Below are 25,674 nucleotides of genomic sequence, written 5' to 3'. Positions count from 1 at the left end.
AAAATAAAACTTTGACTTTATTTAGAACGATTAAAACAATAATTGTACTCTTATTAGTATTATCTCCAAAAAATACTTTCTCACAATCCAAGAATAAATTTGTAATTATTTTAGACGCAGGCCACGGTGGTAAAGACCCTGGGAATTCATATCACGGTTTTGTCGAAAAGGAAATTGCGCTTAAAACAGCGCTGAAATTAGAAAAGTTTTTAAAAAAAGATAGCGATATTGAAGTCGTTCACACACGCAAGTCAGATGTTTTTATAGAATTAGTAGACAGACCTAAGAAAGCTAATAGTATGGATGCTAATTTATTTGTATCCATTCATTGTAATTCCGTTAGTAATCCAATTCCTTTTGGTACTGAAACTTTTGTGATGGGTCTGACTCGAAGCAAAGGCAATTTAGAAATTGCAAAGCAAGAGAATTCTGTTATTTTATTGGAGAAAAATTATAAGCAAACTTATAAAGGTTTTGATCCAAAAAACCCTACTACTTTAATTGGTTTAAAAATGCTTCAAGAAGATTATCTCGAGCGAAGCATTCAACTCGCATCAAAGATTGAAAGTAATTTTAAACACAAATTAAACCGTAAATCACGTGGTATAAAACAATCTCCTCTATGGGTGCTTGATGCGGCATATATGCCAAGCGTTTTGATTGAGCTTGGTTTTTTGTCTAATAATAAAGAAGGACTTTATCTAAATTCTAATGCAGGGCAAGAAGCTATGGCTGGAGCAATTGCTTCTGCTATTATTTCCTATAAGAAAGAATATTTTGGGAATGGATATTCATCAAAAAATGACAAAGCGAGTTCGAATAAAACAAGCGGTAAGGAAATAAGTGAATCTTCAGCATCTGCTAAGGATAAAAAAAATGCTAGTGGCCATAAGTCGAAATGTGCAAATGTTATTTTTAAAGTGCAGTTTGCGGCAGGAAATCAAAACATTAAATTAGTACCTTCTAACTTTAAAGGATTAAAGAACGTTTCAGTTCGAACAAATAACGGAAATTTTTATAAGTACGCTTATGGTGAAACTGATGATTACAACCAATCTAAAAAAGATTTGAAAGAAGTGAAATCCAAAGGCTACGCTTCAGCGTATATTATAGCATTTAAAGATGGAAAAAACGTCAGTGTCGAAGAAGCGCTGAAATAATAACAACAAGTCAAATATTTTATATTAAATTTGTCAAAAATACTTAAATTTTGAAAATAACAAGAGAAATTAAAACGGCTATTCTAGTAATAGCGTCAATATTATTATTCATTTGGGGATATAGTTTTTTGAAAGGGAGAGACCTTTTTATTAACTATAAAACTTTCTATGTTGAATATAAAAGTGTCGAAGGTTTAGCTACTTCTGCTCCCGTAACCTTAAACGGTTTAGTAGTCGGTAAGGTTAGTAGTATTGCTATCAATGAAAACACGGGTACATTATTAGTAGAATTACAGTTGAAAACTGACTTTCCAATATCTAAATCGAGTGTGGCATCTATTTATGAGCCGGGATTCATTGGAGGAAAACAAATTGCTATCATTCCGAATTTTGCTGACAAAACTTTAGCAGTCGATGGTCAAAGGCTTAAAGCAGGAGTAAAAATGGGTCTTACTGATAAAGTAGGAGATCAACTAGCGCCACTTCAGGAAAAACTTGAAAAGCTTTTAGGAAGTACTGAAAAATTAATATCTGGTTTAAATAATGTGTTAGATCAACAAGGGCAGCAAGAGTTAAAACTTACTTTAGCAGAATTAAGTAAAACGATGGAGCAATTCCATAAAGCATCTAAAAATGTTAACGGTTTACTTGACGACAATAGATCTCAGATAACAAGTGTTGTTACTAAGTTTGATAAAATCAGCGGAGACTTCTCTCAAATTTCTGCATCATTAAACAAAGCTGACGTTGGTAAAACGGTAACTAATTTAAATGCAACTTTGGCAAAAGTAGATGGAATTGTCAATGGATTAGAATCAGGTAAAGGTTCTATGGGTAAATTGCTAAACGATGAGGCTTTCTACCAAAACATTAAAACTTCTACAAAAGAGCTTGAATTACTATTGCAGGATGTGAGACTTCATCCAACACGTTACGTAAACATATCTGTTTTTGGTAAAAAAGATAAACCTTATGTTGCTCCCGTACAAGATTCTGTTTCTACTATAAAAAATTAGTTCCTATGAGTTATTTAGACAATATTTTATTTGCAATTCTTCTAGCTGTTGGATTCGGTTATTTCTTTATGAGTGTAAAGAAAATCCGAAGAAACATAAATTTGGGAACTGACGTTGATCGTTATGATAATCCTAAAGCAAGATGGGCGAATATGGCCATGATTGCATTAGGTCAGTCAAAAATGGTTAAAAGACCTGTGGCTGGAATCATGCATATTATTGTTTACTTAGGTTTCATAATTATTAACATTGAGTTACTCGAAATCATAATCGATGGCCTTTTTGGCACACATCGTATTTTTGCTTTTCTTGGAACCACTTATGACGTTTTGATTGCTTCCTTCGAAATATTAGCTGTATTAGTCCTTGTAGCTGTAATTGTTTTTTGGACTAGAAGAAATGTTATAAAGTTAAAGCGCTTTATTAGCTCTGATTTAACAGGATGGCCGAAAAACGATGCTAACTACATTCTATATTTTGAGGTTGTTTTAATGACCTTATTTTTATTAATGAATGCCTCTGATTTACATTTACAAAATGTTCCAGGTGGTTTTTCTCATTTTATAAAAGCGGGATATTTTCCTATTAGTCAATTTATTGAACCTGTTTTTAATGGAATGTCAAATGAGTTAGTTATGCTTTTAACGGAAGTTTTCTGGTGGTTGCATATTACAGGTATTTTGATTTTTATGAATTACTTGTACTTTTCAAAACATTTACACATTCTACTAGCATTTCCTAATACTTATTTTGCAAACTTAAATCCATTAGGTCAATTTGATAATTTAGCTTCTGTGACTACTGAGGTTAAACTAATGATGGATCCTAATGCTGATCCTTTTGCAGCAGCGCCCGTAGATGCGAATGCTGTGCCAAGTAAATTTGGTGCGAGCGATGTTCAAGATTTGAATTGGGTACAATTACTCAATGCGTATACGTGTACTGAATGTGGTAGATGTACTTCAGCTTGTCCAGCAAATATTACAGGTAAAAAATTGTCTCCTCGTAAAATTATGATGGATACAAGAGATCGATTAGAGGAAGTAGGTAAAAATATAGATGCTAATAAAGGAATTTTTATTCCAGACAACAAATCTTTACTAAACGATTATATCACAGCTGAAGAATTGTGGGCATGTACATCATGTAATGCTTGTGTTGAAGAATGTCCAGTAAATATTAGTCCTCTTTCGATAATCATGGATATGCGTCGTTATTTAGTTATGGAGCAAAGTGCTGCGCCAATGCCACTAAATGCTATGATGACTAATATCGAAAATAACGGAGCTCCATGGCAATACAATCAGCAGGACCGATTGAATTGGAAAAACGAGAAGTAAAAAGTTTATTCCCGCATTAGAATATAAAATATAATTACAGATGGTTTTTTAACTATTTGAAAAAAAATAAAAGTTATGTCAGAAGATTTAATAGTGCCAACAATGGCTGAAATGTTAGCTCAAGGCAAACAACCAGAGGTTTTATTTTGGGTAGGTTGTGCTGGGAGTTTTGATGATAGAGCAAAAAAAATTACTAAAGCATTTGTTCGAATATTGAACCGTGCTAATATTTCATTTGCAGTTTTAGGAACTGAAGAGAGTTGTACAGGAGATCCAGCAAAAAGAGCAGGAAATGAGTTTTTATTTCAAATGCAAGCCATGATGAATATCGAGGTCTTAAATGCATACGAAGCAAAAAAGATTGTAACAGCTTGTCCCCATTGCTTTAATACAATAAAAAATGAATATCCAGAATTAGGTGGTAAGTATGAAGTAGTTCATCACACTGAGTTTTTAAAATCATTACTTGATGATGGAAGACTTACTATAGAAGGTGGTCAGTTTAAAGGAAAGCGAATCACGTTTCATGATCCTTGTTACTTAGGAAGAGCTAATAAAGTTTATGAAGCTCCTAGAGATTTGATTCTTAAATTAGATGCTGAGTTGGTTGAAATGAAACGTTCTAAAGCAAACGGTTTATGCTGTGGAGCAGGAGGTGCTCAAATGTTTAAAGATGCAGAACCAGGAAATAAAGAAATCAACGTGGAAAGAACGGAAGATGCTTTAGAGATACAATCTGAAATAATTGCTACAGGTTGCCCGTTCTGTAATACAATGATGACTGACGGAATCAAAGCTAAAGATAAAGAAGGTGATGTGAAAGTTATGGATATAGCTGAATTGATCGCAAATGCTCAAGATTTGTAGTAAATCTGAATTAATTTAATCTGCACTTAAAATTATAAATTATAATGTACGTTCCATTTGAAAATTTACCCGAAGAATCTAAAATCTGGATATATCAATCGAATAGAAAATTTTCTGATGCAGAATTTTCTGAAATAGAAATCGCTCTTAAAGCTTTTCTTGAGGATTGGGCTGCGCACGGTACAAGTCTAGAATCTTCATACCAATTAAAATACAATAGATTTATTATTATTGCGGTAAATCAAGACGTGCAAGCTGCTACAGGTTGCTCAATCGATTCATCTGTAGAATTTATCCAAAGTTTAGAACAAAAGTATTCAGTTGATCTTTTGGACAAAATGAATGTTACTTTTAAATTAGGTGAACATATCGCACACAAACCATTGATTGATTTTAAAAAAATGGTTAAAGATAAAGCCGTTACAGAGAATACAGTTGTCTTTAACAACTTAGTAAATAATATTGAAGAATTTAATGAATCTTGGGAAGTACCAGCAATTGATAGCTGGCATAGTCGCTTCTTTTAAATAAAATACTGTCCAATGAAAAAAATAGACATTAAAATTTTTACTTTTTGTGTCTTAATTCTTTTTGTTGCTGCTAGTTGTGTTGGTACAAAAATTAATAAGAATGAAGTAATTGTCACCAACATTCCTGTCAAAATTAAAAATGTTGATAGTATTGCAATTACCAATACTCCGTTACTTTTTGATGTTAAGTTAGAGGGCATGAAGTGGGTTGATAGCGTTTACAGCTCAATGAGTTTAGAGGAAAAGTTCGGTCAATTGTTTATGATTGCCGCTTATTCTAATAAAGATGCTAAACATGTTAATTCTATTGAAAAACTGGTTAAAGAAAGTAAAGTTGGCGGCATTATTTTCTTTCAAGGAGGTCCATTACGTCAAGCTAAATTGACTAATAGATATCAATCGATTTCAAAAATTCCTTTATTTATTGGTGTTGATGCGGAGTGGGGATTAGGAATGAGACTTGACTCTACGTATCGTTATCCGTGGAATATGACGCTTGGTGCTGTTCAAGACTTAAAATTAATTGAGAAACTTGGAGCGCAAATGGGTCAGCAAAGTAGAAGGTTAGGACTACAATTTAACTTTGCTCCAGTAGTAGACATCAATTCAAATCCTAAAAATCCTATTATTGGTTTTCGCTCATTTGGCGAAGATAAATTCAAAGTTGCGGAACGTGCGGTTTCTTTAATGAAAGGATTACAGAGTCAGAATGTTTTTGCAACAGCAAAACATTTCCCAGGACATGGTGACACTTCTAAGGATTCTCATAAAGAACTACCAACTATAATTTCGACAAAAGAAAGTTTGATCGATATCGAATTTTACCCATACCAAAAAATGTTTCATGAAGGTCTTTCTTCGGTAATGGTTGGACATTTAAACGTTCCAAGCTTAGAATCACGTCGCAATTATCCATCTTCGATTTCCTATGATGTAGTTACAAATGTTCTTCAAAAAGAGCTTGGTTTCAAAGGTCTTATTTTTACTGATGCTTTGAACATGAAAGGAGTTAGTGATTTTAAAATTCCTAGTGAAGTGAATTTTGAAGCTTTCATGGCTGGAAATGACGTTTTACTTTTCCCTGAAAATGTTCCTGCGACGATTGAAAAATTTAAAGAAGCGTATGCTCAAAATATATTATCAGAAGAAAGACTAGCTTTCTCCGTAAAGAAAATATTAAAATTTAAATTTAAAGCTGGCTTAAATAAGTATCAGCCTATTGTAACAGATAATTTGTATAAAGATTTAAATAAAGCTGAAAATGACGTTTTACAATATGAGCTTTACGAGAATGCTATTACTGTCCTTAAAAACACAAATGCTACTTTGCCAATTAAAAATTTAGCAGAGCAAAAGATAGCTTATGTAAAAATTGGTGATGGTAATAACGATTCTTTTATTTCGACCTTACAAAAATACGCGGATGTCACTGTGGTTGAAGATCGAAATTTAGACAGTTTACAAGTAAAGTTAAAGCCTTTTACAACTGTAATTATTGGCTTTCACAAAGCGGATGGTGCCTTTAAAAATGATGATTTACGATTAGATGAATTAGCTAAAATTAATTTTATCGCACAGAATAATAATGTTATTTTAAATCTCTTTTCAAAACCGTATGCATTACTTCCTTTTGACAACTTTGATGCTATTGAAGGATTAGTGATTTCGTATCAAAATAGTGCTATATCCCAAATTGTATCAGCTGAATTAATCTTTGGAGCGGTAGAAGCGAAAGGTAAATTACCAGTTTCCATTAATTCTAAGTTTAAAGTAAATGACGGATTGTCAACAGAAAAATTAGATCGTCTAGGATTTACTACCGCTGAAAATGTAGGTATGAATTCTGAAATACTTTCTAAAATTGATGGTATTGCTAATAAAGCAATCAATTTAAAAATGACACCCGGAATTCAGGTTTTGGTGGCTCGAAAGGGAAAGGTGATTTATCAAAAATCATTTGGTTACCATACTTATGAAAAATCAATTAAAGTTCAAAATTCTGATATTTATGATGTGGCATCTTTAACTAAAATCCTAGCAACTTTGCCAAATGTAATTTTGCAATATGATGAGAAAAAGATAAATTTAGAAACAACTTTAGGAACCATGTCTCCTGTTTTTAAAGGTTCGAATAAAGAGAGCATCAATTTAAAGGATTTATTATCACATTACGCAGGTTTAGCCGCAGGACTTCCTTTTTACAAAGCGGCAATGAATGAAGCAAAATTACCTTCTTATATTTATTTTCGAAAATTGCCAGAGGAAAATTTTACTAAACGAGTTGGCGATAGCCTTTACATACGAAATGATTTTAGTGATAAAATGGTTGATATGATTGTAAAAAGTAAACTATCTGGAAAGAAAGAGTATAAGTATAGTGATCTTACTTTTATGATATTAAAAGATTATTTAGAAAAAACCACGGGCAAAACTTTAGATGTGTTAATTCAAGAAAATTTCTATCGATCGCTTGGTATGAATAATTCAACTTTTAATCCGCTAAATAATTTCGATAAGAACAGAATACCGCCTACAGAAACCGACACTTATTTTCGTCGTCAACTTCTACAAGGATATGTAAACGATTTATCAGCTGCATTAGAAGGTGGAGTATCGGGTCATGCAGGTGCTTTTTCGAATGCTATGGATGTCGCTAAGTTGATGCAGCTTTATCTGCAAAAAGGGAGTTATGGAAATCACCGGTATTTTTCTGAGAAAACTTTTGAAGATTTCAACACTTGTTATTTTTGTGCTGCGGGAAATAGGAGAGGTGTCGGTTTTGATAAACCGCAATTAGGTTCTTCAGGACCAACATGTGGTTGTGCTTCTATGACTAGTTTTGGTCATACCGGATACACAGGGACAATGGCGTGGGCTGATCCTGAAAATCAAATCGTCTATGTTTTTCTGTCTAATAGAACGTTTCCAGTAGCTGCAGAAAACAGATTATCTAAAGCTAATATTCGAGAGGATATTCAGCAAGTGATTTATGAGGCAATTATAAATTAAATCTTATTTAAAGTAGAATAAAATTATTCATAGAATTTATCAAATGCTCTCAAAATTTTTGAGAGTATTTTTTTTTGTTTTAACTTTTTGCTTTACGTTATATTTTTGTTATTATGTTTTATTTTTACAAGAGGATTATGTTATATTTGAGTTGAATGCATTCATTATGAGTAGAAGGAATAAATTGTCAACTGTTTTAAATTTAATAACATTATTATTTTGTGTTAACTTTTCATTTGCTCAAAATATTGATATTGAATTACTCCGCGATATCAATGTGAATAGGAACACTTCATTAGATCCTGCTTTTACTCTAATTACTAAAAGTGCAGTTCCTATAAGTATCGGCACACCCTTGGTGATGTACTCAATAGGTTTGATTAAGAAAGATAGTACAATTAAAAAGCAGGCACTTTTTATAGGTCAAACTTTTTTAGTTTCCGCCTTTGTTACTACTGCTTTAAAATATTCGATAAAAAGGGAAAGGCCGTTTAACTCGTATCTCGATATTGAAGAAGTTAGATATGCATCGGGATATTCGTTTCCTTCAGGTCATACTTCTACTGCATTTGCAACTGCAACCTCACTATGTATAGAATATCCTAAATGGTATGTTATTGCACCCACCTTTGCATGGGCAACAGCTGTAGGTTATTCCAGAATGCATTTAGGAGTTCATTATCCCACTGATGTTTTGGCAGGTGCATTTGTAGGTAGCGGAGCTGCATATCTGAGTTACAAAATGAACAAATGGGTAAATAAGAAAAGAGTTAAGAAATGAAAGACTTCTCTAATAATACAATATCCAACCTACTTAAAAATATAAATCAGTAATGAATACCACAGACAACCATAGCACTCACGTTCACAAAAACGAAGAAAACTGCAATTCAGCTAATAAAAAATCGCGAAAAAAATCTTCTTGCTGTGCAACTGATGATGAGCAATTAGACGATCATTCTGGACACGATCATAGCCATGAACATGATGATTTAGACGGCAATAAATTCTTATTGTTTTTGCCAGCGATGATAACATTTGTGTTATTAGGAATAGGTTTAGCAATAGATAATTTATTTCCCCAATCTTGGTTTACAGGATGGATCCGATTTAGTTTATACGTTGCCGCTTACATTCCTGTTGGAATTCCTGTACTAAGAGATGCTTATTCCAGTATTATAAAAGGAGATGTTTTTTCTGAATTTTTCTTAATGAGTATTGCAACTGTTGGTGCATTTGGAATCGGTCAATATGCTGAAGGTGTGACTGTGATGTTGTTTTACGCTATCGGAGAATTATTTCAAACATTGGCTGTGACAAAAGCCAAATCAAATATAAAATCACTTTTAGATCAGAGACCTGACGAAGCTACCGTGATAGAAGGACAAAAGTCTATATCTAAAAAAGCATCAGAAATAAAAATAGGTGAGATTATCGAATTAAAAGTGGGAGAAAAATTAGCGCTTGATGGAATATTACTGTCAGATACTGCAACATTTAATACTGCAGCTTTAACTGGAGAAAGTAAACCAGATTCTAAGTCGAAGGGCGATTTTATACTAGCAGGAATGATTAATTTAAATTCCATAGCGCTTGTCGAAGTTACTACAGCATTTGAAGACAGCAAATTGTCTAAAATTCTAGAGATGGTGCAAGACGCAACTACAAAGAAAGCGCCAACAGAATTATTCATTAGAAAGTTTGCAAAAGTCTACACTCCTATAGTTGTCTATTTATCTATCGCAATTTGTCTTGTTCCAATTTTGATTGTAGATGATTATGTTTTTAAAGACTGGTTATATCGAGCATTAATTTTCTTAGTAATTTCTTGTCCTTGCGCATTAGTCATTTCTATTCCATTAGGTTATTTTGGAGGAATTGGTGCAGCAAGTAAAAACGGTATCTTATTTAAAGGTTCTACTTTTCTAGACATTATGGCAAGTATTCAAGTCGTAGTAATGGATAAAACAGGAACGCTAACAAAGGGTGTTTTTAAAGTACAAAAAGTAGTTTCAGTTGAAAATGATGAAGCAAATCTAGTGTGCTATACTGCAGCTATTGAGTCTAAGTCGACGCATCCTGTTGGTTCTGCCATAGTACAATATGCCAATTTAAGTTTTGAAGATGTTATTGTTAGTGAAGTAGTAGAAATTCCAGGATTAGGACTTAAAGGAAAAGTGGATGGAAACGATATCGCTGTCGGCAGTCCAAAACTGATGAAGAAATTAAATATTGCTTATGATGTAGTCTTAGATTCTATTCCATTTACTACAATTGTTGTAGCCATCAATCAAAATTATGCAGGATATTTTATAATTGCTGACGAAATTAAAGAAGATGCTAAAGCTGCTATTCAAAGTTTACATAAAATAAAAATTAAAACAATTTTGTTGTCAGGAGATAATCAAGCTGTGGTGGATGCTGTTTCAAAGGAGTTAAATATTGATGAGGCGCTGGGAGGTTTATTACCGGAAAACAAAGTGCAAAAAGTCGAAGATTTACTGAAGCAAAAGTACAAAGTTGCTTTTGTAGGTGATGGAGTAAATGATGCGCCGGTTATTGCACTTGCTGATGCTGGAATTGCTATGGGTGGCCTGGGAAGTGACGCTACAATTGAAACCGCAGATATAGTAATTCAAAACGATCAGCCTACAAAGATTTTCACAGCCATTAATATTGGTCGAAAGACCAAACAAATAGTTTGGCAGAATATTACATTAGCTTTTGCAGTAAAACTGATTGTGTTAGTTTTAGGTGCTGGTGGATTAGCAACTATGTGGGAAGCGGTTTTTGCTGATGTCGGCGTTGCTTTGTTAGCCATATTAAACGCGGTACGAATCCAAAGGATGAAATTCTAATTAATTAGAAGTTTTAACTTAAATTTCCATAAAATTAGGCTCTATTTTTATTAAATTCGTTTTTATTAAATTACATACATGAAAATTGCAATAGTTTGTTATCCAACCTTCGGAGGAAGTGGTGTTGTCGCTACAGAATTAGGTCTAGAGTTAGCTCGTAGAGGACATGAAATACATTTCATAACGTACAGTCAGCCAGTGAGGTTAGCGCTTTTAAGTCCGAATGTACATTATCACGAAGTGAATGTTCCTGAATATCCACTGTTTCATTACCAGCCTTATGAATTAGCTTTATCAAGTAAGCTAGTTGATATGGTGAAGTTGTATAAAATTGAAATACTTCACGTGCATTATGCGATTCCTCATGCTTACGCGGGATACATGGCTCAACAAATGCTAAAAGACGAAGGAATTAATCTTCCTATGGTAACAACGTTGCATGGTACCGATATTACATTAGTAGGTAATCATCCATTTTACAAACCTGCAGTTACGTTTAGCATCAATAAATCTGATTTTGTTACTTCGGTTTCCCAAAGTTTAAAAGACGATACGATTAAATTATTCAATATTAAAAATGAGATTGAGGTTATTCCAAACTTTATCGAAATAAATAAAAACACAAAAGATTCAGGCGAACCTTGTCAGCGCTCTGTAATGGCGAAAGAAGGCGAACGGATTATTACGCATATTAGTAACTTTCGAAAAGTAAAAAGAATTCCGGATGTTATTAAAATTTTCTATAACATTCAGAAAGAAATTCCTGCTAAGTTGATGATGGTAGGAGACGGACCTGAAAAAGAAAAGGCAGAAAAATTATGTGAAGAATTGGGAATTGAAGACAAAGTTATTTTCTTTGGAAACAGTAATGAAATTGATAAAATTTTATGTTTAACAGATTTGTTTTTGCTTCCATCAGAAACTGAAAGCTTCGGATTAGCAGCTCTTGAAGCGATGGCATGCAGTGTTCCAGTTATTTCTAGTAATTCAGGAGGATTGTCTGAGGTTAATTTTGAAGGTATTTCCGGATATTTAAGTGACGTTGGAAACATAGAAGAAATGGCACAAAATGCATTGCGAATTTTAAAAGACGATGACACTTTGAATAAATTTAAAGAAAATGCGCTGTCCGTTGCTAAACAATTTGACATTAAAAACATCTTACCTTTGTACGAATCGTTATATCAGAAAGCTATAAATAAATACATCTAAATTTTAATAACGCTTAATTGTTCTTTGCTATTTTATTAAATAAATTCAAACGCACTTTAAGTAAACAAGAAAATAAATGAAAAATGTCATTCTATCATTATTTGCAATCTCGTTAGTATCTTGTAGTAGTGCTTCGATTAAAACTGTCGAAACAAATAAATTATACGAAGTTTTATCGCAAGAATCGTATGGAGGAGCAAGCATTCGATTTTTTGAAATACTATCTCTGCCAGAAGAAATTAAGATGCTTCAACAAGATGAGAACTTAAAAAATAAAATTAGTCCAACTGATATTCAAAAATCTAATTTTATTATATTAAATATGGGTGAGAAAGCATCCGGTGGATATAGCATAGGAATTGACAATGTGGTAGAAACGGAGAAAAATATTGTTGTAACGGTAAAAGAAAATGTTCCCGCCACGGGAAGTATGGTTACGCAGGCTTTGACAAATCCATTTTGTGTGGTTAAAATAAATTCAAAAAAGGAAATAATTATAAAGTAAAAAAAATAGGCTGTTCATAACGAACAGCCTATTTTTTTAATAAGATTCTAAATAATATTAGAATTGGTATCTAAGCGCTAAAGCTACATCAGAACCATAATTATTTTTGTAGTATCCACCATTTCCACCAAATTCAGGTCTGAAATCTAAAGAGATCAATAAAGGAAAGTCAAAGTTGTATTCAATACCGATATCTCCAGCAGCAAAAACAAAAACATCATTATTGTAAGTTCTTTTATCATAATAATCTCTGTTGTAGCTTCCTACACCACCACCAACACCTGCGTACCAGTTGAAACCACCATCAATATTCCAAACCCATTGGTATAAACCAGTTAATTTGATTGCAGTATCATCAAAATCATCATCATTATAATCTTTTCTGTTTCTCCAACCTAAATCTAATTCTAGTCTATTGTTTTTAGAAAGCTCTCTTTGATAAGAAATTTCAGTTCCAAATCCACCATTGCTACCAAAACGCAATCCTAAAGCGTTTTTAGAAATATCTTGTGCTTGTGCTGTAAACGCTAAACCCATTAGCATTATAGCGGATAAAATTATTTTTTTCATAAGTTTGTTTTTATTGGTACAAATGTATTTAATTAGAGTTCTTATCATTTATGTAATTCTCGCAAAAAGTTATATAATTACCACATTTATTTTTTCAATTTTCTTAGCGCTACTGCGTATCCGAGGTATTTTATTTTGATTACTATATTAGGGTTTAATGATTTGTTAGCAATAAAATTTTGTGATTTATTCTGCACTATTGTTGCACAATTTCATTAAAACTTTTGTAATCTTCGAAAGAGAAATGAAATTTATAATAATTTATAAATTTCATGAGAAAAAATTGAATCATACAAATTAAGCCTTTATTTCATAAAACTTTGAATGCAAAAATTTTGAACTTTAAAGTAAAAGGTTACTTTTGTTTAAAACTATTTATAATGGCAGGTAATAGCTACGGAACACTATTTAGAATAACAACTTTTGGAGAATCTCACGGTGAAGCTTTAGGCGGAATCATAGATGGTTGTCCTCCAGGAATAACAATAGATTTAGAAGCAATTCAATTTGAGATGTCACGCAGAAAACCGGGTCAATCTGCAATTGTAACGCAGCGTAAAGAACCTGATGCTGTTCAATTTCTTTCTGGAATTTTTGAAGGAAAAACTACAGGAACACCAATAGGTTTTATTATACCTAACACCAATCAAAAATCAGACGATTACTCTCATATAAAAGATAATTTCAGACCTAGTCATGCTGATTACGTTTACGAGCAAAAATATGGAGTACGTGATTACCGTGGAGGTGGACGTAGTTCTGCTAGAGAAACAGCAAGTAGAGTTGTTGCTGGCGCAGTTGCAAAGCAAATGTTACCTGAAATTAAGATTAATGCTTACGTTTCTTCGGTTGGTCCATTATTTCTAGAAAAACCATATCAAGATTTAGATTTTTCGAAAATTGAAGATAATCCAGTGCGTTGTCCAGATCCAGAGATGGCAATTGTAATGGAAGATTATATACGCGATATTAGAAAACAAGGTGATACCGTTGGTGGAACAGTAACTTGCGTTATTCAAAATGTACCAGTAGGATTAGGTGAACCGGTTTTTGATAAACTTCATGCGGAACTAGGAAAGGCAATGTTATCAATCAATGCTGTTAAAGGTTTTGAATACGGTAGCGGCTTTTGTGGAGCAAAAATGAAAGGTAGCGAACATAATGATTTGTATAACACTGACGGAACTACAAAAACTAATCTTTCAGGAGGAATACAAGGCGGAATAAGTAACGGAATGGATATTTATTTTCGTGTTGCATTTAAGCCTGTTGCAACAATAATGCAAAAACAAGAATCGCTAGACAACAAAGGCAACATCACTGAAATGACTGGAAAAGGTCGTCACGATCCTTGTGTTGTTCCACGCGCTGTACCTATTGTTGAGGCAATGGCTGCTATTGTATTGGCTGATTTCCACTTGATAAATAAAACTTTGAAATGAAATTAGCTTTACATTGGAAAATATTGATTGGGATGATTCTCGGTCTGCTGTTTGGAATATTCATGAAGAATATCGGAATGGTGGGTGCGGTAACTGATTGGATAAAACCTTTTGGTACAATTTTTATTAACCTTTTAAAAATGATTGCCGTTCCACTAATTGTGGTTTCATTAATAACTGGACTTGCTGATTTAAAAGATATTTCTAAGCTTTCAAAATTAGGAGGAAGGACTGTTGCTCTTTACTTGTTTACTACCGTATTTGCAGTGTGCATAGGTTTAGTTTTAGCAAACGTAATTAAACCTGGAAGTTACATCAATGAAGTATCGAGAGATACTCTTTTATCAAGTTTTACTGGCGATGCTAATGCTAAAATTCAAATGGCTGAAACCGCTAAAAATCAAGGTCCTTTACAACCTTTGATAGATGTTGTTCCAGAGAATTTTTTCCAAGCGTTGACTGATAATGCAAGTATGTTGAAAGTAATTTTGTTTACTATTCTTTTAGGAATTGGAATTATATTAGTTGATGAAAAAAAATCGCAACCTGTAGTTGATTTTTTCAAAGGATTAAATGAAGTTATTTTAAAAATTATTGATATTATAATGCTTGCGGCTCCAATCGGAGTATTTGCATTAATGGCTTCGCTGATGGTAGAAATTCCAGATTTCACTACATTAGGAGCATTAGCAATTTATGGTATGACTGTATTATTAGGTTTGCTAATAATGACTTATATTGTTTATCCTACCATGTTATATAGTTTTGCTAAAGTGGGTCCAAGACGCTTTTTCTCTGCGATTGCTCCAGCTCAGTTGTTAGGATTTTCAACTAGCTCGAGTGCTGCGACTTTACCAGTAACATTAGAATGCGTAACAGAACATTTAGGAGTTGATGAGGAAGTAACTAGTTTTGTTTTACCTCTTGGTGCGACAGTAAATATGGATGGTACGAGTTTATATCAGGCAGTTGCAGCTGTATTTATTGCACAAGCTATGGGAATTCATCTAGATCTAACTACTCAATTAATGATTGTTGTTACTGCGACCTTAGCTTCAATAGGATCAGCGGCAGTTCCAAGTGCAGGAATGGTTATGCTAGTAATAGTTTTAGGACAAGCAGGAATACCAGAAGCGGGTTTAGCTTTAATTTTTGCTATTGATCGACCTCTAGATATGTGCAGGACTGTCGTTAATATAACAAGTGATTCTGCAGTAGCGACAATAGTTGGAAATTCTGTTGGAAAATTAAGAAAGCCCGAAGACATCCACGAACGAAAGCTTTAATTTTTTGTTTAGTTAAAAGGATAGATAGTATACTTTAATTATTTTTTTTCTTCTTCATTTTATTTTCAATAATATTATATTCATGTTATTTGATATTTAAGGAATTAATATTACTTTCGGTGCGAATTTAATAATTAACAATATCACTAAATGGATAACAATACCGATAAAAAACCATCATTTTTTTCAGGCTTAACTGGACAAATATTAATAGCGATGGTTTTAGGTGCGATTTTAGGCATCATTATACATAATTATATTTCTCCAGAAGATGCTGCGGCATTTAGTAAGAAAATAAATATTTTAGCCACTATTTTCATACGCTTAGTTCAGATGATTATTTCTCCTTTAGTTTTCACGACTTTAGTTGTGGGAATTGCCAAACTAGGAGACATCAAAGCAGTAGGAAGAATTGGTGGAAAAGCTATGGGTTGGTTCTTTACCGCTTCATTTGTTTCATTATTATTAGGAATGTTTTTTGTAAATATACTTGAGCCAGGAGTAGGATTAAATCTACCAAGTATTGATTTATCATCTGCTTCAGAAGTAACGGCTAAAACTCAAAATATATCTTTTGAAAACTTCATCGAGCACATCGTTCCTAAGAGTATTTTTGAAGCATTAGCAACTAATGAGATTTTACAAATTGTAATTTTCTCCATTTTCTTTGGTTTGGCTGCCGCGTCGTTAGGAGACTACGTAAAACCAGTAACGAACGCTTTAGAAAAGATGTCGCACATCGTTTTAAAGATGGTAAACTATGTAATGAAGTTTGCACCTATTGGAGTATTTGGTGCTATTGCAGGAGTTTTTGCGGTAAGAGATTTCCAAGAACTAGCAATTACCTATTTCAAATTTTTCGGATCATTTTTAATTGGAATTTCCTCTCTGTGGGTAGTACTTATACTTGTTGGTTATATTTTCTTAAAAAGCAGAATGACTGTTTTGTTAAAAAGAATTGTAAGTCCATTGATTATTGCTTTTGGAACTACAAGTAGTGAAGCTGTATTTCCGAAATTAACAGAAGAATTAGAGCGTTTTGGAGTAAAAGATAGAATTGTTTCTTTCATGTTGCCGCTGGGATACTCTTTTAATCTTGATGGAAGTATGATGTATATGACCTTTGCAAGTATTTTTATAGCGCAAGCGTACGGTATAGATTTAGACATTGGAACCCAAATGACGATGCTTTTAGTTTTAATGCTTACAAGTAAAGGTATTGCAGGTGTACCAAGAGCTAGTTTAGTTGTAGTTGCTGCAACGTGTGGGATGTTTGATATTCCTATCGAGGGAATTGCTTTAATTTTACCAATTGACCATTTTTGTGATATGTTCCGTAGTGCAACAAATGTTCTAGGAAATGCTTTAGCGACATCAGTTGTAGGGCAGTGGGAAGAAACCAAAGGATCTGAAACTGTTAGTATCGAATCATAATAAATCTTAAAGAAGTTTATAAATCAAAGCCTGTTTATTGTGAGCAGGCTTTTTTTATAGTTTATATTTTCAATATTAGCTTAAGCTAAATAATCTCAATTTTTTTGACTTTTTCATTCAATGAATAAGAAGGTTTTTGTACAATTACTTTTATTATCTATAAGTTGAGAAGTAAAGTTGTTGTTTTTCGTTTTCTCTAAAAAAAAATCCTTAAATTTTTAAAGTCATACAACTTTAAAAATTTAAGGATTTTATAATTTTCTAACTAGCATTTAATTTTGAAAAAGCTATAGAATGCTCAAAGTTAGATTAGTACCAACGTTTTTTATTTTGTTTCGAAACCTCTGACTTTCTAGATTTGTGTGCTCCAGCGCTTCGGTTAGAATTAGGTTGTTTCAGACCAGGAGCTGTTTCTGGGCTTCCAGAATGCCATCCATAGGGATGATCACTCACTATTTTTACATCTACTTTAATTAATCTCTGAATGTCTTTCCAGTATTGATGCTCGTCTTTTCCACAAAAAGATATTGCAACACCTTCATTTCCTGCACGACCAGTTCTACCTATTCTATGAACATAAGTTTCTGGAATGTTAGGAAGATCAAAATTGATTACAAATGGTAATTGATCAATATCAATTCCTCTCGCAGCAATATCAGTAGCTACTAACACCTTTACTTCTTTATTTTTGAAACCATCTAAAACACGTTGTCTAGCATTCTGAGATTTATCACCATGAATAGCTTCTGCTTCAATATCATGTTTGCGTAGCGCTTTAACAACATTGTCAGCGCCATGTTTTGTTCTTGAAAAAACTAAAACATTAGATAAGTTTTCGTTTTTTATTAGATGATATAACAAATTTCTTTTCTCTCCTTTTTCAACAAAGTATACACGTTGTTCAACGCTTTCTGCAGTTGAAGAAACTGGCGATACACTAACAGTTGCAGGATCTTTAAGAAACATTTCAGCTAGCTCTCTAATTGCACTTGGCATTGTCGCTGAAAACAAAAGTGTTTGTCTATTGTTAGGAGTAAGTTTTACGATTTTTTTGACATCATTTACAAATCCCATATCAAGCATTTGATCTGCTTCATCAAGAACCAAAGTATGTAAATGATCTAAATCAATAAAACCTTGTTTTACTAAATCAAGTAAACGTCCAGGAGTAGCGATCAGGATATCTATTCCTTTTTTTAGCATTTCTACCTGAGGAACTTGAGAAACTCCACCAAATATAGTTAGTTGTACTAAGTTTGTATATTTTGAATATTGATCAAAATTTTGACCAATTTGAACTGCTAATTCTCGTGTTGGTGTAATAACTAAAGCGCGGATTGGACTTGCTTTTTTTGATGAACCAACTATTCTGTGTAATTGATGAATAATAGGAATTGCAAAAGCGGCCGTTTTTCCGGTACCGGTTTGCGCACAACCAATCATATCACGACCTGATAAAACGATAGGAATGGACTGTTCTTGTATTGGGGTTGCTTCTATATAGCCTTGTTCAAATACGGCTTTTTGTATACTTTTTGAGAGCGATAAATCTTCGAATAACATATAATAGGTATTAAATATCTTGTAATTAGTACATAGATACGTCGGCAAAGATAGTATTATTATTTGTGATGCTTATTTATATGTTGTTCACTATCGCAATTGTAGCGTGATTAAATTGAAAAAATACTTGAAATATTATAATATTGAATTAGCTTTTATGAAATCAGTTACAAGATGACCAATAAGCTTACCGATCAAATGATTGTTTTTTTCTTCGCCAAGATCTGGTGCGCCTTCACAAATATGTAGATAAGAAACATTTTTGCTTTTGCCAAAATAAGAAATAAATTGGCGTAACTGCTCCACAGAATAACCACTCAATGTCATGGCACTACTCGCAATATTGGGAATTGCATCCAAGTCGACCTCAAGTCCAAAAAAGTCATCGTTGATAAATTCTAAAGCGTGATCCATCTCATTATTGAAATCTTTTTCTTTTCTAATACTGACACTGTCATACGTATTAAAACGAACTCGATCTTCTATTTTTTTTATAATATCTAATACGCTTTTTGAAATATAGTTTTCGTGTAAACCAAAAATGAAATACTTTTTTAAAAATCCTTCTTCAAATGCATATGAAAAACCGTTTCCACTATGACGTCCTTCAAGAATTCTAAAATCAGAATGCGCATCAAAATTAATTGCGTTTACAGGTTTACCTTTGGCAAGAGCCGTACCTTTTATATTACCGTAGGAGTTATTATGTCCGCCACCAATAATAATTGGGGTTTTTCCAAGTTTAACTAAATTAAATATAATGTGCGAAACGTCTTTATCAATTTTATCGACTAACTGGCTCAACTTAGAGCGATCGTCAATATCATTAAAATCTAAAACTTCGACATTTTTCATTGATTCACGCACATCTAATTGTCCTAGAACAACAATTTGGCTGCCTTTGCAAAATCGATTATGTTGGATATTAGCAATATTTTTTATGGCGCTTTCCCAAGCAGAAGCTGCTCCAGGACGACCGTAATTGGCCCTTACTCCGATATCTTCTGGGATGCCAAAAAGAACATATTTTGCTTCACATGACGCAATAAAATCCAGTGCATCAGCATCTTTTGGAATAGTTATCATTTTCTCTCCAAATTTAATTTCACCACTTCGATGATTTGTTATTTTTGCGAGATCTTTGATTGTAAAAGGGATAATTTTTTCCATTAAAAAAATATTTTTATCCAAAAATACTATAATTGTGTTAAGTTTCGTTATTAGACTATTATATATTATTAAATTTGAAAAAAAAACTCATATGGAAAATCAAAAAAGCAGTTCAAGTCTTAAAGCGATAATAGCGGTATTGGCTATTTTATTAGTAGGTAGTTTAGTTTATATTTTTAAAATGACCTCTGATGCAGATACAGTTAAAACAGAATTGAAAACTACATTGACCGAAAAAGAATTGGTGATGAAAGATCTTGAAGAGCTTAAATTGACTTACGATGCTGCTATTTCAGAAAATACATCTATGTCTGACGAGTTAATTCAAGAAAGAGATAAAGTAGTTAATTTAATGTCTGATTTAAGTAAATCTAAAGGTGATGTAGCTTCTCTATCTAAATACAGATCACAATACAATTCTTTGCAATCAAATATGAAAGTCTTAATGGCTGAGAATGAAACATTAAAAAAGGCTAATACAACGCTTACAACGCAACGTGATAGTACAGTTGTAGTATTAGGCGAAACTAAAAGAAATGTTGAAGCTCTTACAGGTCAAAACGAAGAATTATCAAAAGCAGTTGAAATAGGATCGAAACTTACAGTTTTAAATACAAGCGGTTCCGCATTCAAATTGAGAAGTTCAGGTAAACAAATCGCAACTGACAAAGCAAGTAGAGCTGATGTACTTAGAGTTAATTTTACTATTGCAGAAAATGCAATTGCAAAATCTGGAGCTAAAACTTATTACGTTCAAGTGATTGATAGTAAAAACAATGTTTTAGGAGACAAGAAGACAGAAAATTTTGGTGATAATATTTTAACGTATAGTTTTTTAACTAATGTAAATTATGAAAACAAAACAGTTCAAGTTTCACAAGATTTAAAAGGTAAGGATTTTGCTAAAGGAACCTACTTCATCAATATTTTTGATAAAGATCAGTTAGTTTCTAAAACAAGCTTTAATTTAAGATAGTATTCGAAATAAAATAAATAAAAAAAAGAGGAACGTAATGTTCCTCTTTTTTATGCCAATATCTGACCTTCGATAATAATTGTATCAATTAAATTACTACCAAAAGCGTAGGGTAATTGATAGTAGGAGGGGATAGGTTTAGTGATAATAAGATTAGCTTTTTTGCCAATAGTTATACTTCCATGAGTTTCTGAAATTCCCATTGCATAAGCGCCGTTGATCGTGGCTGCGTTAATCGCTTCTTCAGGAGTCATCTTCATTTTAATACAAGCTGTGGCAACTACAAAATTCATGTTTCCTGATGGAGTAGAACCAGGATTATAATCCGTGGCGAGAGCAATAGGAAGTCCTGCAGCGATCATTTCTCTTGCTGGAGTGTAGGGAATACTTAAAAAGTAGGAGCAAGAAGGTAATGCGACTGGCATTGTTTTAGTGTTCTTTAAAGCAATAATATCCTCTGTTGTCATCACTTCTAAATGATCGACAGAAAGCGCATCGTATTTGACACCCGCCTGAATTCCGCCAATTGAATTAAATTGGTTCACGTGAATTTTTGGCTTTAAGCCTAAGTGAATACCAGCTTCCATAATTTCTTCTGTTTCGGCAACTGTAAAATACCCTGTTTCACAAAATACATCGATATAATCGGCTAATTTATTTTTAGATATTTGAGGTAACATTTCATTAAGAATGCAATCTATATATCCTCTTCGGTTTTCTTTAAATTCGCGTGGAATAGCGTGTGCACCTAGAAAGGTAGCTTTGATAGTGATAGGATAATTTTGAGCTAATTTTTGAATAACACGAAGCATTTTTAATTCACCTTCAACTGTTAGACCGTAACCAGATTTGATTTCGACAGCTCCAGTTCCTAAATGCATTACTTCTTCCAATCTAGCGCTAGACTGCTGATAAATGTCGTCTTCAGAAGTTTCGTTTAGTTTTTTAGCAGAATTTAGTATGCCGCCACCTCGATTTGCTATTTCTTCATATGTTAGACCGTTAATTCTGTCTACGAATTCTTGCTCGCGGTTTCCAGCATATACAATGTGTGTGTGGCTGTCGCACCATGATGGTAGAACGATTTTTCCTGATGCATCGATTACCTTATCTGTTTTGACTTGTGGTATTTGATCCATAGATCCAAAATCAGCTATTAAGTTATTCTTAAGTAGAAGAAATGCGTTTTTAATCGTTGGAAGAGTTGTCATCTCCGCTCCAGAAACTTTTGCAACACTTGTTTCCCGAACTTGAAGTAATTCCTTAATGTTTATGATTAAAGTTGTCATTGTTGTGTTTTTGTTTTTGGGATTTTACAGCTAACTTTTTTTTAGGCACAAAGTTACAAAGGGACAGAGATAGAAAAGTACATAGGTACAGAAGCACAAATCTTAGAAAAAAATTAGATTAGTGCTTTATTGTAATACGACTAAAGTATATAATAAAATACTTAAAAAATACTTAGTGTCTTCGTGTCTTTGTGGCAAAATTATAATTAAACTTATATTTTGTAGCAAAAAATTGTACCTATTTAGCCAGTTTTTATGTTACTCTGAAACTGAAATTTCAAACATTTTATCCCAGTTTTTTCCAGTAACAAAAATTGTTTTTGTTTTAGGATTGTACGCAATTCCATTTAAAACATCGGTGTCTGGCAATTGAGTTACTTTGCTTTTTAAATCAACAAGATTAATAATAGCCTCTACAGCTCCATTTTTTGGATTAATAATAGCGATTGCATCTTTTTGATAAATATTACCATATAATTTACCCTCAATCCACTCTAATTCATTGACTGCTTTTATTTTAGTTTCATACGAATAAACGTTGATGTAATCAACTTCTTTTAAGGTTGTAGGATCTAGTTTCCATATTTTTTCTGTCCCATCAGATAAATACAAATGAGTTCCATCGTTAGCTAAACCCCAACCTTCAATGTTTTTAAAGTAAGGAAATGTTTTTTCTTTTTTGAAAGTATCAGCATTGTAAATATATCCTTCATTATTTTTCCAAGTTAACTGATACACTTTATTGTTCAATATCGTTACTCCTTCTCCAAAAAATTGATCTGCTAATTCTACTTTTTTAAAGACTTTTCCCGTTTTATAATCAACTTTTCTTAGACTTGAAACGCCTCTTTTTCCAGTTGGGCCGCTACCATTTCCAGTTCCTTCATATAATGTATCGCGATGAAATTCTAAACCTTGTGTGTATGCCTCATAATCATGTGGATAAGTGTTTACAATCTTATATTTTAAGAGTTTAGGTTGAATGTTTGATACTAGTTCAACTCTTGCAGTTGCTTCGGTGTTTTCTCCTTCAAAATAAACTAGCGCTTTCAAGTTTTGGTATCCTAATTTTTGATCTTTCAATTCAAATTTTAATTTCTCAAGTCCTTTTTTACTAGCTATTTTCTTATCATTTACATAATAGATAATGCTGTCTATAACCTTATTGTTTGGATTCAAAATAGTTAAATCTACTGACTCTTGAGGCTGATATTGTTCTTTAAAAGCGCTACTATCGATGGTAAATATAGAATTTTCTCCTTTTTTTGGTTCTCCACAATTGCTTAAAGTAATTCCTAATAAAATGACAAATAGGAAGTTATGATTTTTCATAGTCTGAATTTTTGTTAGAACAATATACAACGATATTTTTATCGGCACAAAGGTATTGCAAAAATATAAAAAGTGTTGTATATTTGCACCGGCAAGTCCTACACGACCAGCTCCTGCAGACTCCCCCAGGATGGGAACATAGCAAGGGTACGTGGTTGAGCGGTGCGATGTAGGTCGCTTGCCATTTTTTTATCTTCTATTTAAGAATATTTTTTTTGAAATAAAGTCATTATTAGTCTTCCTTACGGAGGATTTTTTTATTTTTGGACCTTTCGTATCGCAAATAATAGTAAAATGAATAAAGTAGTTCTTATTACAGGAGGTTCATCAGGAATAGGAAAATCAATTGGTGAATTTTTACATCATAAAGGTTTCATTGTATACGGTACGAGTCGGAATCCTGAGCGAATTTTAAATTCAGTTTTTCCATTAGTAGCGTTAGATGTTCGGAATCCAACTTCAATACATTTGGCTGTTGCCAAAATAATAGCCATTTCTGGAAAATTAGACATTGTTATTAATAACGCTGGTGTAGGCATTACTGGCCCTTTGGAAGAAATTCCAATGGAAGAAATCAAAAACAATTTTGAAACTAATTTCTTCGGTCCAATTGAAGTTATGAAGGCAGTGTTACCACAAATGCGAAAGCAGACTTCTGGTCTGATAATCAATATTACTTCTATCGCAGGATACATGGGATTACCATATCGCAGTGTTTATTCAGCTTCAAAAGGAGCTTTAGAACTAATAACCGAAGCGCTTCGAATGGAAGTAAGGCCATTTGGAATACACATTACAAATGTTGCTCCCGGTGATTTTGCTACTAATATCGCTTCTGGTCGCTTTCATGCTCCAGTTATTCCAGGTTCTGATTATGAAAAAACATACGGAAACACATTAAAGACGATGGATGAGCATGTTAATACTGGTAGTAATCCAAATGAAATGGCTGAAGCTGTTTATAAAATTATTCAAAATCCTACTCCTAATATTCATTATAAGGTGGGCGCTTTTATGCAAAAGTTCTCTATCTTTCTAAAAAGAATTCTGCCTGATAAAACTTACGAGAAAATGCTTATGAATCATTATAAATTATAAATATGGAAAATTTACAGACTTTTTTACCTCAAATAGCTATGTTATTATGGCTAGTTCTCTTCGTTTTTGTGATTTTTAGAATTATTAGATGGATAAATAAAATTATCAAGAATAATGATCTTTATAAAGATGATATGCTAAATGTTCTCGAAGAAATTAGAGAAGAACTTAAAGAATTGAATAAAAACAATTTAGTTAAGTAAATTTAAGTTGTAATTTTGCAGCAAATTTTTAGCGTAATGGATTGAGTCGAAAATCTTTTTATTTTTAAGGATAAGATTACAACGGAAAACTCACTTTGCAAAGATAAGCAAGCGAAGATGAAAATTAAAAACACACAATTAAATACAAATATTATGAAATTTTTTATTGACACGGCTAATTTAGCGCAGATTAAAGAAGCACAGGCATTAGGCGTTTTAGATGGCGTTACTACAAATCCATCTTTAATGGCAAAAGAAGGAATTACAGGTAAAAACAGCATCTTAAAACATTACGTTGATATTTGTAATCTTGTTGATGGTGACGTAAGTGCCGAAGTAAATGCTTTGGATTATGACGGTATGATCAAAGAAGGTGAAGAGTTAGCTGATTTACACGAGCAAATCGTTGTAAAATTGCCAATGACAAAAGAAGGTGTTATGGCTGCTAAATACTTTTCAGATAAAGGAATTAAAACAAATGTAACGTTAGTGTTTTCTGCTGGACAAGCTTTATTAGCTGCTAAAGCGGGTGCAACTTATGTTTCTCCATTCATTGGTCGTTTAGACGATGTCTCAACAGATGGTTTAGCATTGATCGAGGAAATCAGATTAATTTATGACAACTACGGTTATGAAACTCAAATTCTTGCTGCTTCTGTTCGTCATACAATGCACATTGTGAATTGTGCTAAAATTGGCGCTGATGTTATGACTGGGCCACTTTCTGCAATTTACGGATTGTTGAAACATCCACTTACTGACATAGGATTAGCTCAATTTGTTGCTGATTTCGAAAAAGGAAATAAATAAGAAT

22 protein-coding genes and 1 other RNA gene are annotated in these 25,674 nt (G+C 32.9%); 18 read left to right on the top strand and 5 right to left on the bottom strand.

The window, feature by feature from the left end; genetic code table 11:
- The first annotated feature begins 11 nt into the window (after positions 1 to 11).
- From BC961_RS08650 to BC961_RS08605, 10 genes are all read left to right on the top strand, one after another.
- Entirely contained in the window at positions 12 to 1,160 is a 1,149-nt protein-coding gene (locus BC961_RS08650) for an N-acetylmuramoyl-L-alanine amidase family protein (RefSeq protein WP_245980861.1), read from the top strand.
- 50 nt (positions 1,161 to 1,210) lie between these two features.
- A complete protein-coding gene (locus tag BC961_RS08645) occupies positions 1,211 to 2,176 on the top strand; it encodes an MlaD family protein (RefSeq protein WP_121925446.1) in 966 nt (321 codons plus the stop codon).
- Between the two features lie 5 nt (positions 2,177 to 2,181).
- Complete coding sequence (locus BC961_RS08640; protein WP_121925445.1) at positions 2,182 to 3,516, top strand: (Fe-S)-binding protein; 1,335 nt, start codon at positions 2,182 to 2,184, stop codon at positions 3,514 to 3,516.
- Positions 3,517 to 3,591: 75 nt separating this feature from the next.
- Entirely contained in the window at positions 3,592 to 4,383 is a 792-nt protein-coding gene (locus BC961_RS08635) for a (Fe-S)-binding protein (protein ID WP_121925444.1), read from the top strand.
- A gap of 44 nt (positions 4,384 to 4,427) precedes the next feature.
- The gene (locus BC961_RS08630; RefSeq protein WP_121925443.1) at positions 4,428 to 4,910 is read left to right on the top strand and encodes an ABC transporter ATPase; all 483 of its coding nucleotides are present in this window, start codon (positions 4,428 to 4,430) and stop codon (positions 4,908 to 4,910) included.
- A gap of 15 nt (positions 4,911 to 4,925) precedes the next feature.
- Positions 4,926 to 7,922 carry a glycoside hydrolase family 3 N-terminal domain-containing protein gene (locus BC961_RS08625; RefSeq protein ID WP_121925442.1) on the top strand — a complete coding sequence of 999 codons (2,997 nt, stop codon included), beginning with the start codon at positions 4,926 to 4,928 and terminating at the stop codon, positions 7,920 to 7,922.
- Positions 7,923 to 8,088: 166 nt separating this feature from the next.
- On the top strand, positions 8,089 to 8,703 hold the full coding sequence (locus BC961_RS08620) for a phosphatase PAP2 family protein (protein WP_121925441.1): 615 nt from the start codon (positions 8,089 to 8,091) through the stop codon (positions 8,701 to 8,703).
- A 52-nt stretch (positions 8,704 to 8,755) separates the two neighbouring features.
- A complete protein-coding gene (locus tag BC961_RS08615) occupies positions 8,756 to 10,780 on the top strand; it encodes a heavy metal translocating P-type ATPase (protein WP_121925440.1) in 2,025 nt (674 codons plus the stop codon).
- Between the two features lie 78 nt (positions 10,781 to 10,858).
- Positions 10,859 to 11,992 carry an N-acetyl-alpha-D-glucosaminyl L-malate synthase BshA gene (bshA, locus tag BC961_RS08610; RefSeq protein WP_121925439.1) on the top strand — a complete coding sequence of 378 codons (1,134 nt, stop codon included), beginning with the start codon at positions 10,859 to 10,861 and terminating at the stop codon, positions 11,990 to 11,992.
- A gap of 76 nt (positions 11,993 to 12,068) precedes the next feature.
- Complete coding sequence (locus BC961_RS08605; protein WP_121925438.1) at positions 12,069 to 12,497, top strand: protease complex subunit PrcB family protein; 429 nt, start codon at positions 12,069 to 12,071, stop codon at positions 12,495 to 12,497.
- A 57-nt stretch (positions 12,498 to 12,554) separates the two neighbouring features.
- Here the strand turns inward: BC961_RS08605 and BC961_RS08600 are convergent, their stop codons facing one another.
- Positions 12,555 to 13,067, bottom strand: coding sequence for a hypothetical protein (locus BC961_RS08600; RefSeq protein WP_121925437.1), 513 nt, complete (start codon positions 13,065 to 13,067; stop codon positions 12,555 to 12,557).
- Between the two features lie 380 nt (positions 13,068 to 13,447).
- On the opposite strand from BC961_RS08600, the gene aroC reads away from it, so the two are divergent.
- The 3 genes from aroC to BC961_RS08585 all read left to right on the top strand — a co-directional run bounded on the left by aroC (position 13,448) and on the right by BC961_RS08585 (position 17,229).
- Positions 13,448 to 14,509 carry a chorismate synthase gene (aroC, locus tag BC961_RS08595; protein ID WP_121925436.1) on the top strand — a complete coding sequence of 354 codons (1,062 nt, stop codon included), beginning with the start codon at positions 13,448 to 13,450 and terminating at the stop codon, positions 14,507 to 14,509.
- A complete protein-coding gene (locus BC961_RS08590) occupies positions 14,506 to 15,795 on the top strand; it encodes a dicarboxylate/amino acid:cation symporter (RefSeq protein WP_121925435.1) in 1,290 nt (429 codons plus the stop codon). The genes aroC and BC961_RS08590 overlap by 4 nt, the downstream gene beginning before the upstream one ends.
- A gap of 150 nt (positions 15,796 to 15,945) precedes the next feature.
- Entirely contained in the window at positions 15,946 to 17,229 is a 1,284-nt protein-coding gene (locus BC961_RS08585) for a dicarboxylate/amino acid:cation symporter (protein WP_121925434.1), read from the top strand.
- Between the two features lie 309 nt (positions 17,230 to 17,538).
- On the opposite strand, the gene BC961_RS08580 is transcribed toward BC961_RS08585, so the two are convergent.
- Both BC961_RS08580 and BC961_RS08575 read right to left on the bottom strand, forming a co-directional pair.
- Positions 17,539 to 18,792 (bottom strand): DEAD/DEAH box helicase, encoded by a 1,254-nt coding sequence (locus BC961_RS08580; protein WP_121925433.1) that lies wholly within the window; start codon positions 18,790 to 18,792, stop codon positions 17,539 to 17,541.
- A 135-nt stretch (positions 18,793 to 18,927) separates the two neighbouring features.
- A complete protein-coding gene (locus BC961_RS08575; protein ID WP_121925432.1) occupies positions 18,928 to 19,962 on the bottom strand; it encodes a formimidoylglutamase in 1,035 nt (344 codons plus the stop codon).
- Positions 19,963 to 20,053: 91 nt separating this feature from the next.
- Between BC961_RS08575 and BC961_RS08570 the strand changes: the two genes are divergently transcribed.
- On the top strand, positions 20,054 to 20,938 hold the full coding sequence (locus BC961_RS08570; RefSeq protein WP_121925695.1) for a hypothetical protein: 885 nt from the start codon (positions 20,054 to 20,056) through the stop codon (positions 20,936 to 20,938).
- 50 nt (positions 20,939 to 20,988) lie between these two features.
- Here the strand turns inward: BC961_RS08570 and hutI are convergent, their stop codons facing one another.
- Positions 20,989 to 22,227, bottom strand: a complete 1,239-nt coding sequence (gene hutI / locus BC961_RS08565) for an imidazolonepropionase (RefSeq protein ID WP_121925431.1) — start codon at positions 22,225 to 22,227, stop codon at positions 20,989 to 20,991.
- A 258-nt stretch (positions 22,228 to 22,485) separates the two neighbouring features.
- Positions 22,486 to 23,559 carry a glutaminyl-peptide cyclotransferase gene (locus tag BC961_RS08560; RefSeq protein ID WP_121925694.1) on the bottom strand — a complete coding sequence of 358 codons (1,074 nt, stop codon included), beginning with the start codon at positions 23,557 to 23,559 and terminating at the stop codon, positions 22,486 to 22,488.
- An 89-nt stretch (positions 23,560 to 23,648) separates the two neighbouring features.
- Here BC961_RS08560 and ffs point away from each other — a divergent pair.
- The 4 genes from ffs (at position 23,649) to fsa (ending at position 25,670) form a co-directional block, all read left to right on the top strand.
- An RNA gene (gene ffs / locus BC961_RS08555) (signal recognition particle sRNA small type) lies at positions 23,649 to 23,746 on the top strand.
- A gap of 107 nt (positions 23,747 to 23,853) precedes the next feature.
- On the top strand, positions 23,854 to 24,657 hold the full coding sequence (locus tag BC961_RS08550; protein WP_121925430.1) for an SDR family oxidoreductase: 804 nt from the start codon (positions 23,854 to 23,856) through the stop codon (positions 24,655 to 24,657).
- Positions 24,658 to 24,659: 2 nt separating this feature from the next.
- Complete coding sequence (locus tag BC961_RS08545) at positions 24,660 to 24,860, top strand: hypothetical protein (protein WP_121925429.1); 201 nt, start codon at positions 24,660 to 24,662, stop codon at positions 24,858 to 24,860.
- Between the two features lie 153 nt (positions 24,861 to 25,013).
- On the top strand, positions 25,014 to 25,670 hold the full coding sequence (gene fsa / locus BC961_RS08540) for a fructose-6-phosphate aldolase (RefSeq protein WP_073353076.1): 657 nt from the start codon (positions 25,014 to 25,016) through the stop codon (positions 25,668 to 25,670).
- Positions 25,671 to 25,674 lie beyond the last annotated feature (4 nt).

This window comes from Flavobacterium weaverense, from assembly GCF_003688495.1.
Taxonomy (GTDB): domain Bacteria; phylum Bacteroidota; class Bacteroidia; order Flavobacteriales; family Flavobacteriaceae; genus Flavobacterium; species Flavobacterium weaverense.
This window is presented reverse-complemented; position numbering and strand designations above follow the sequence as displayed.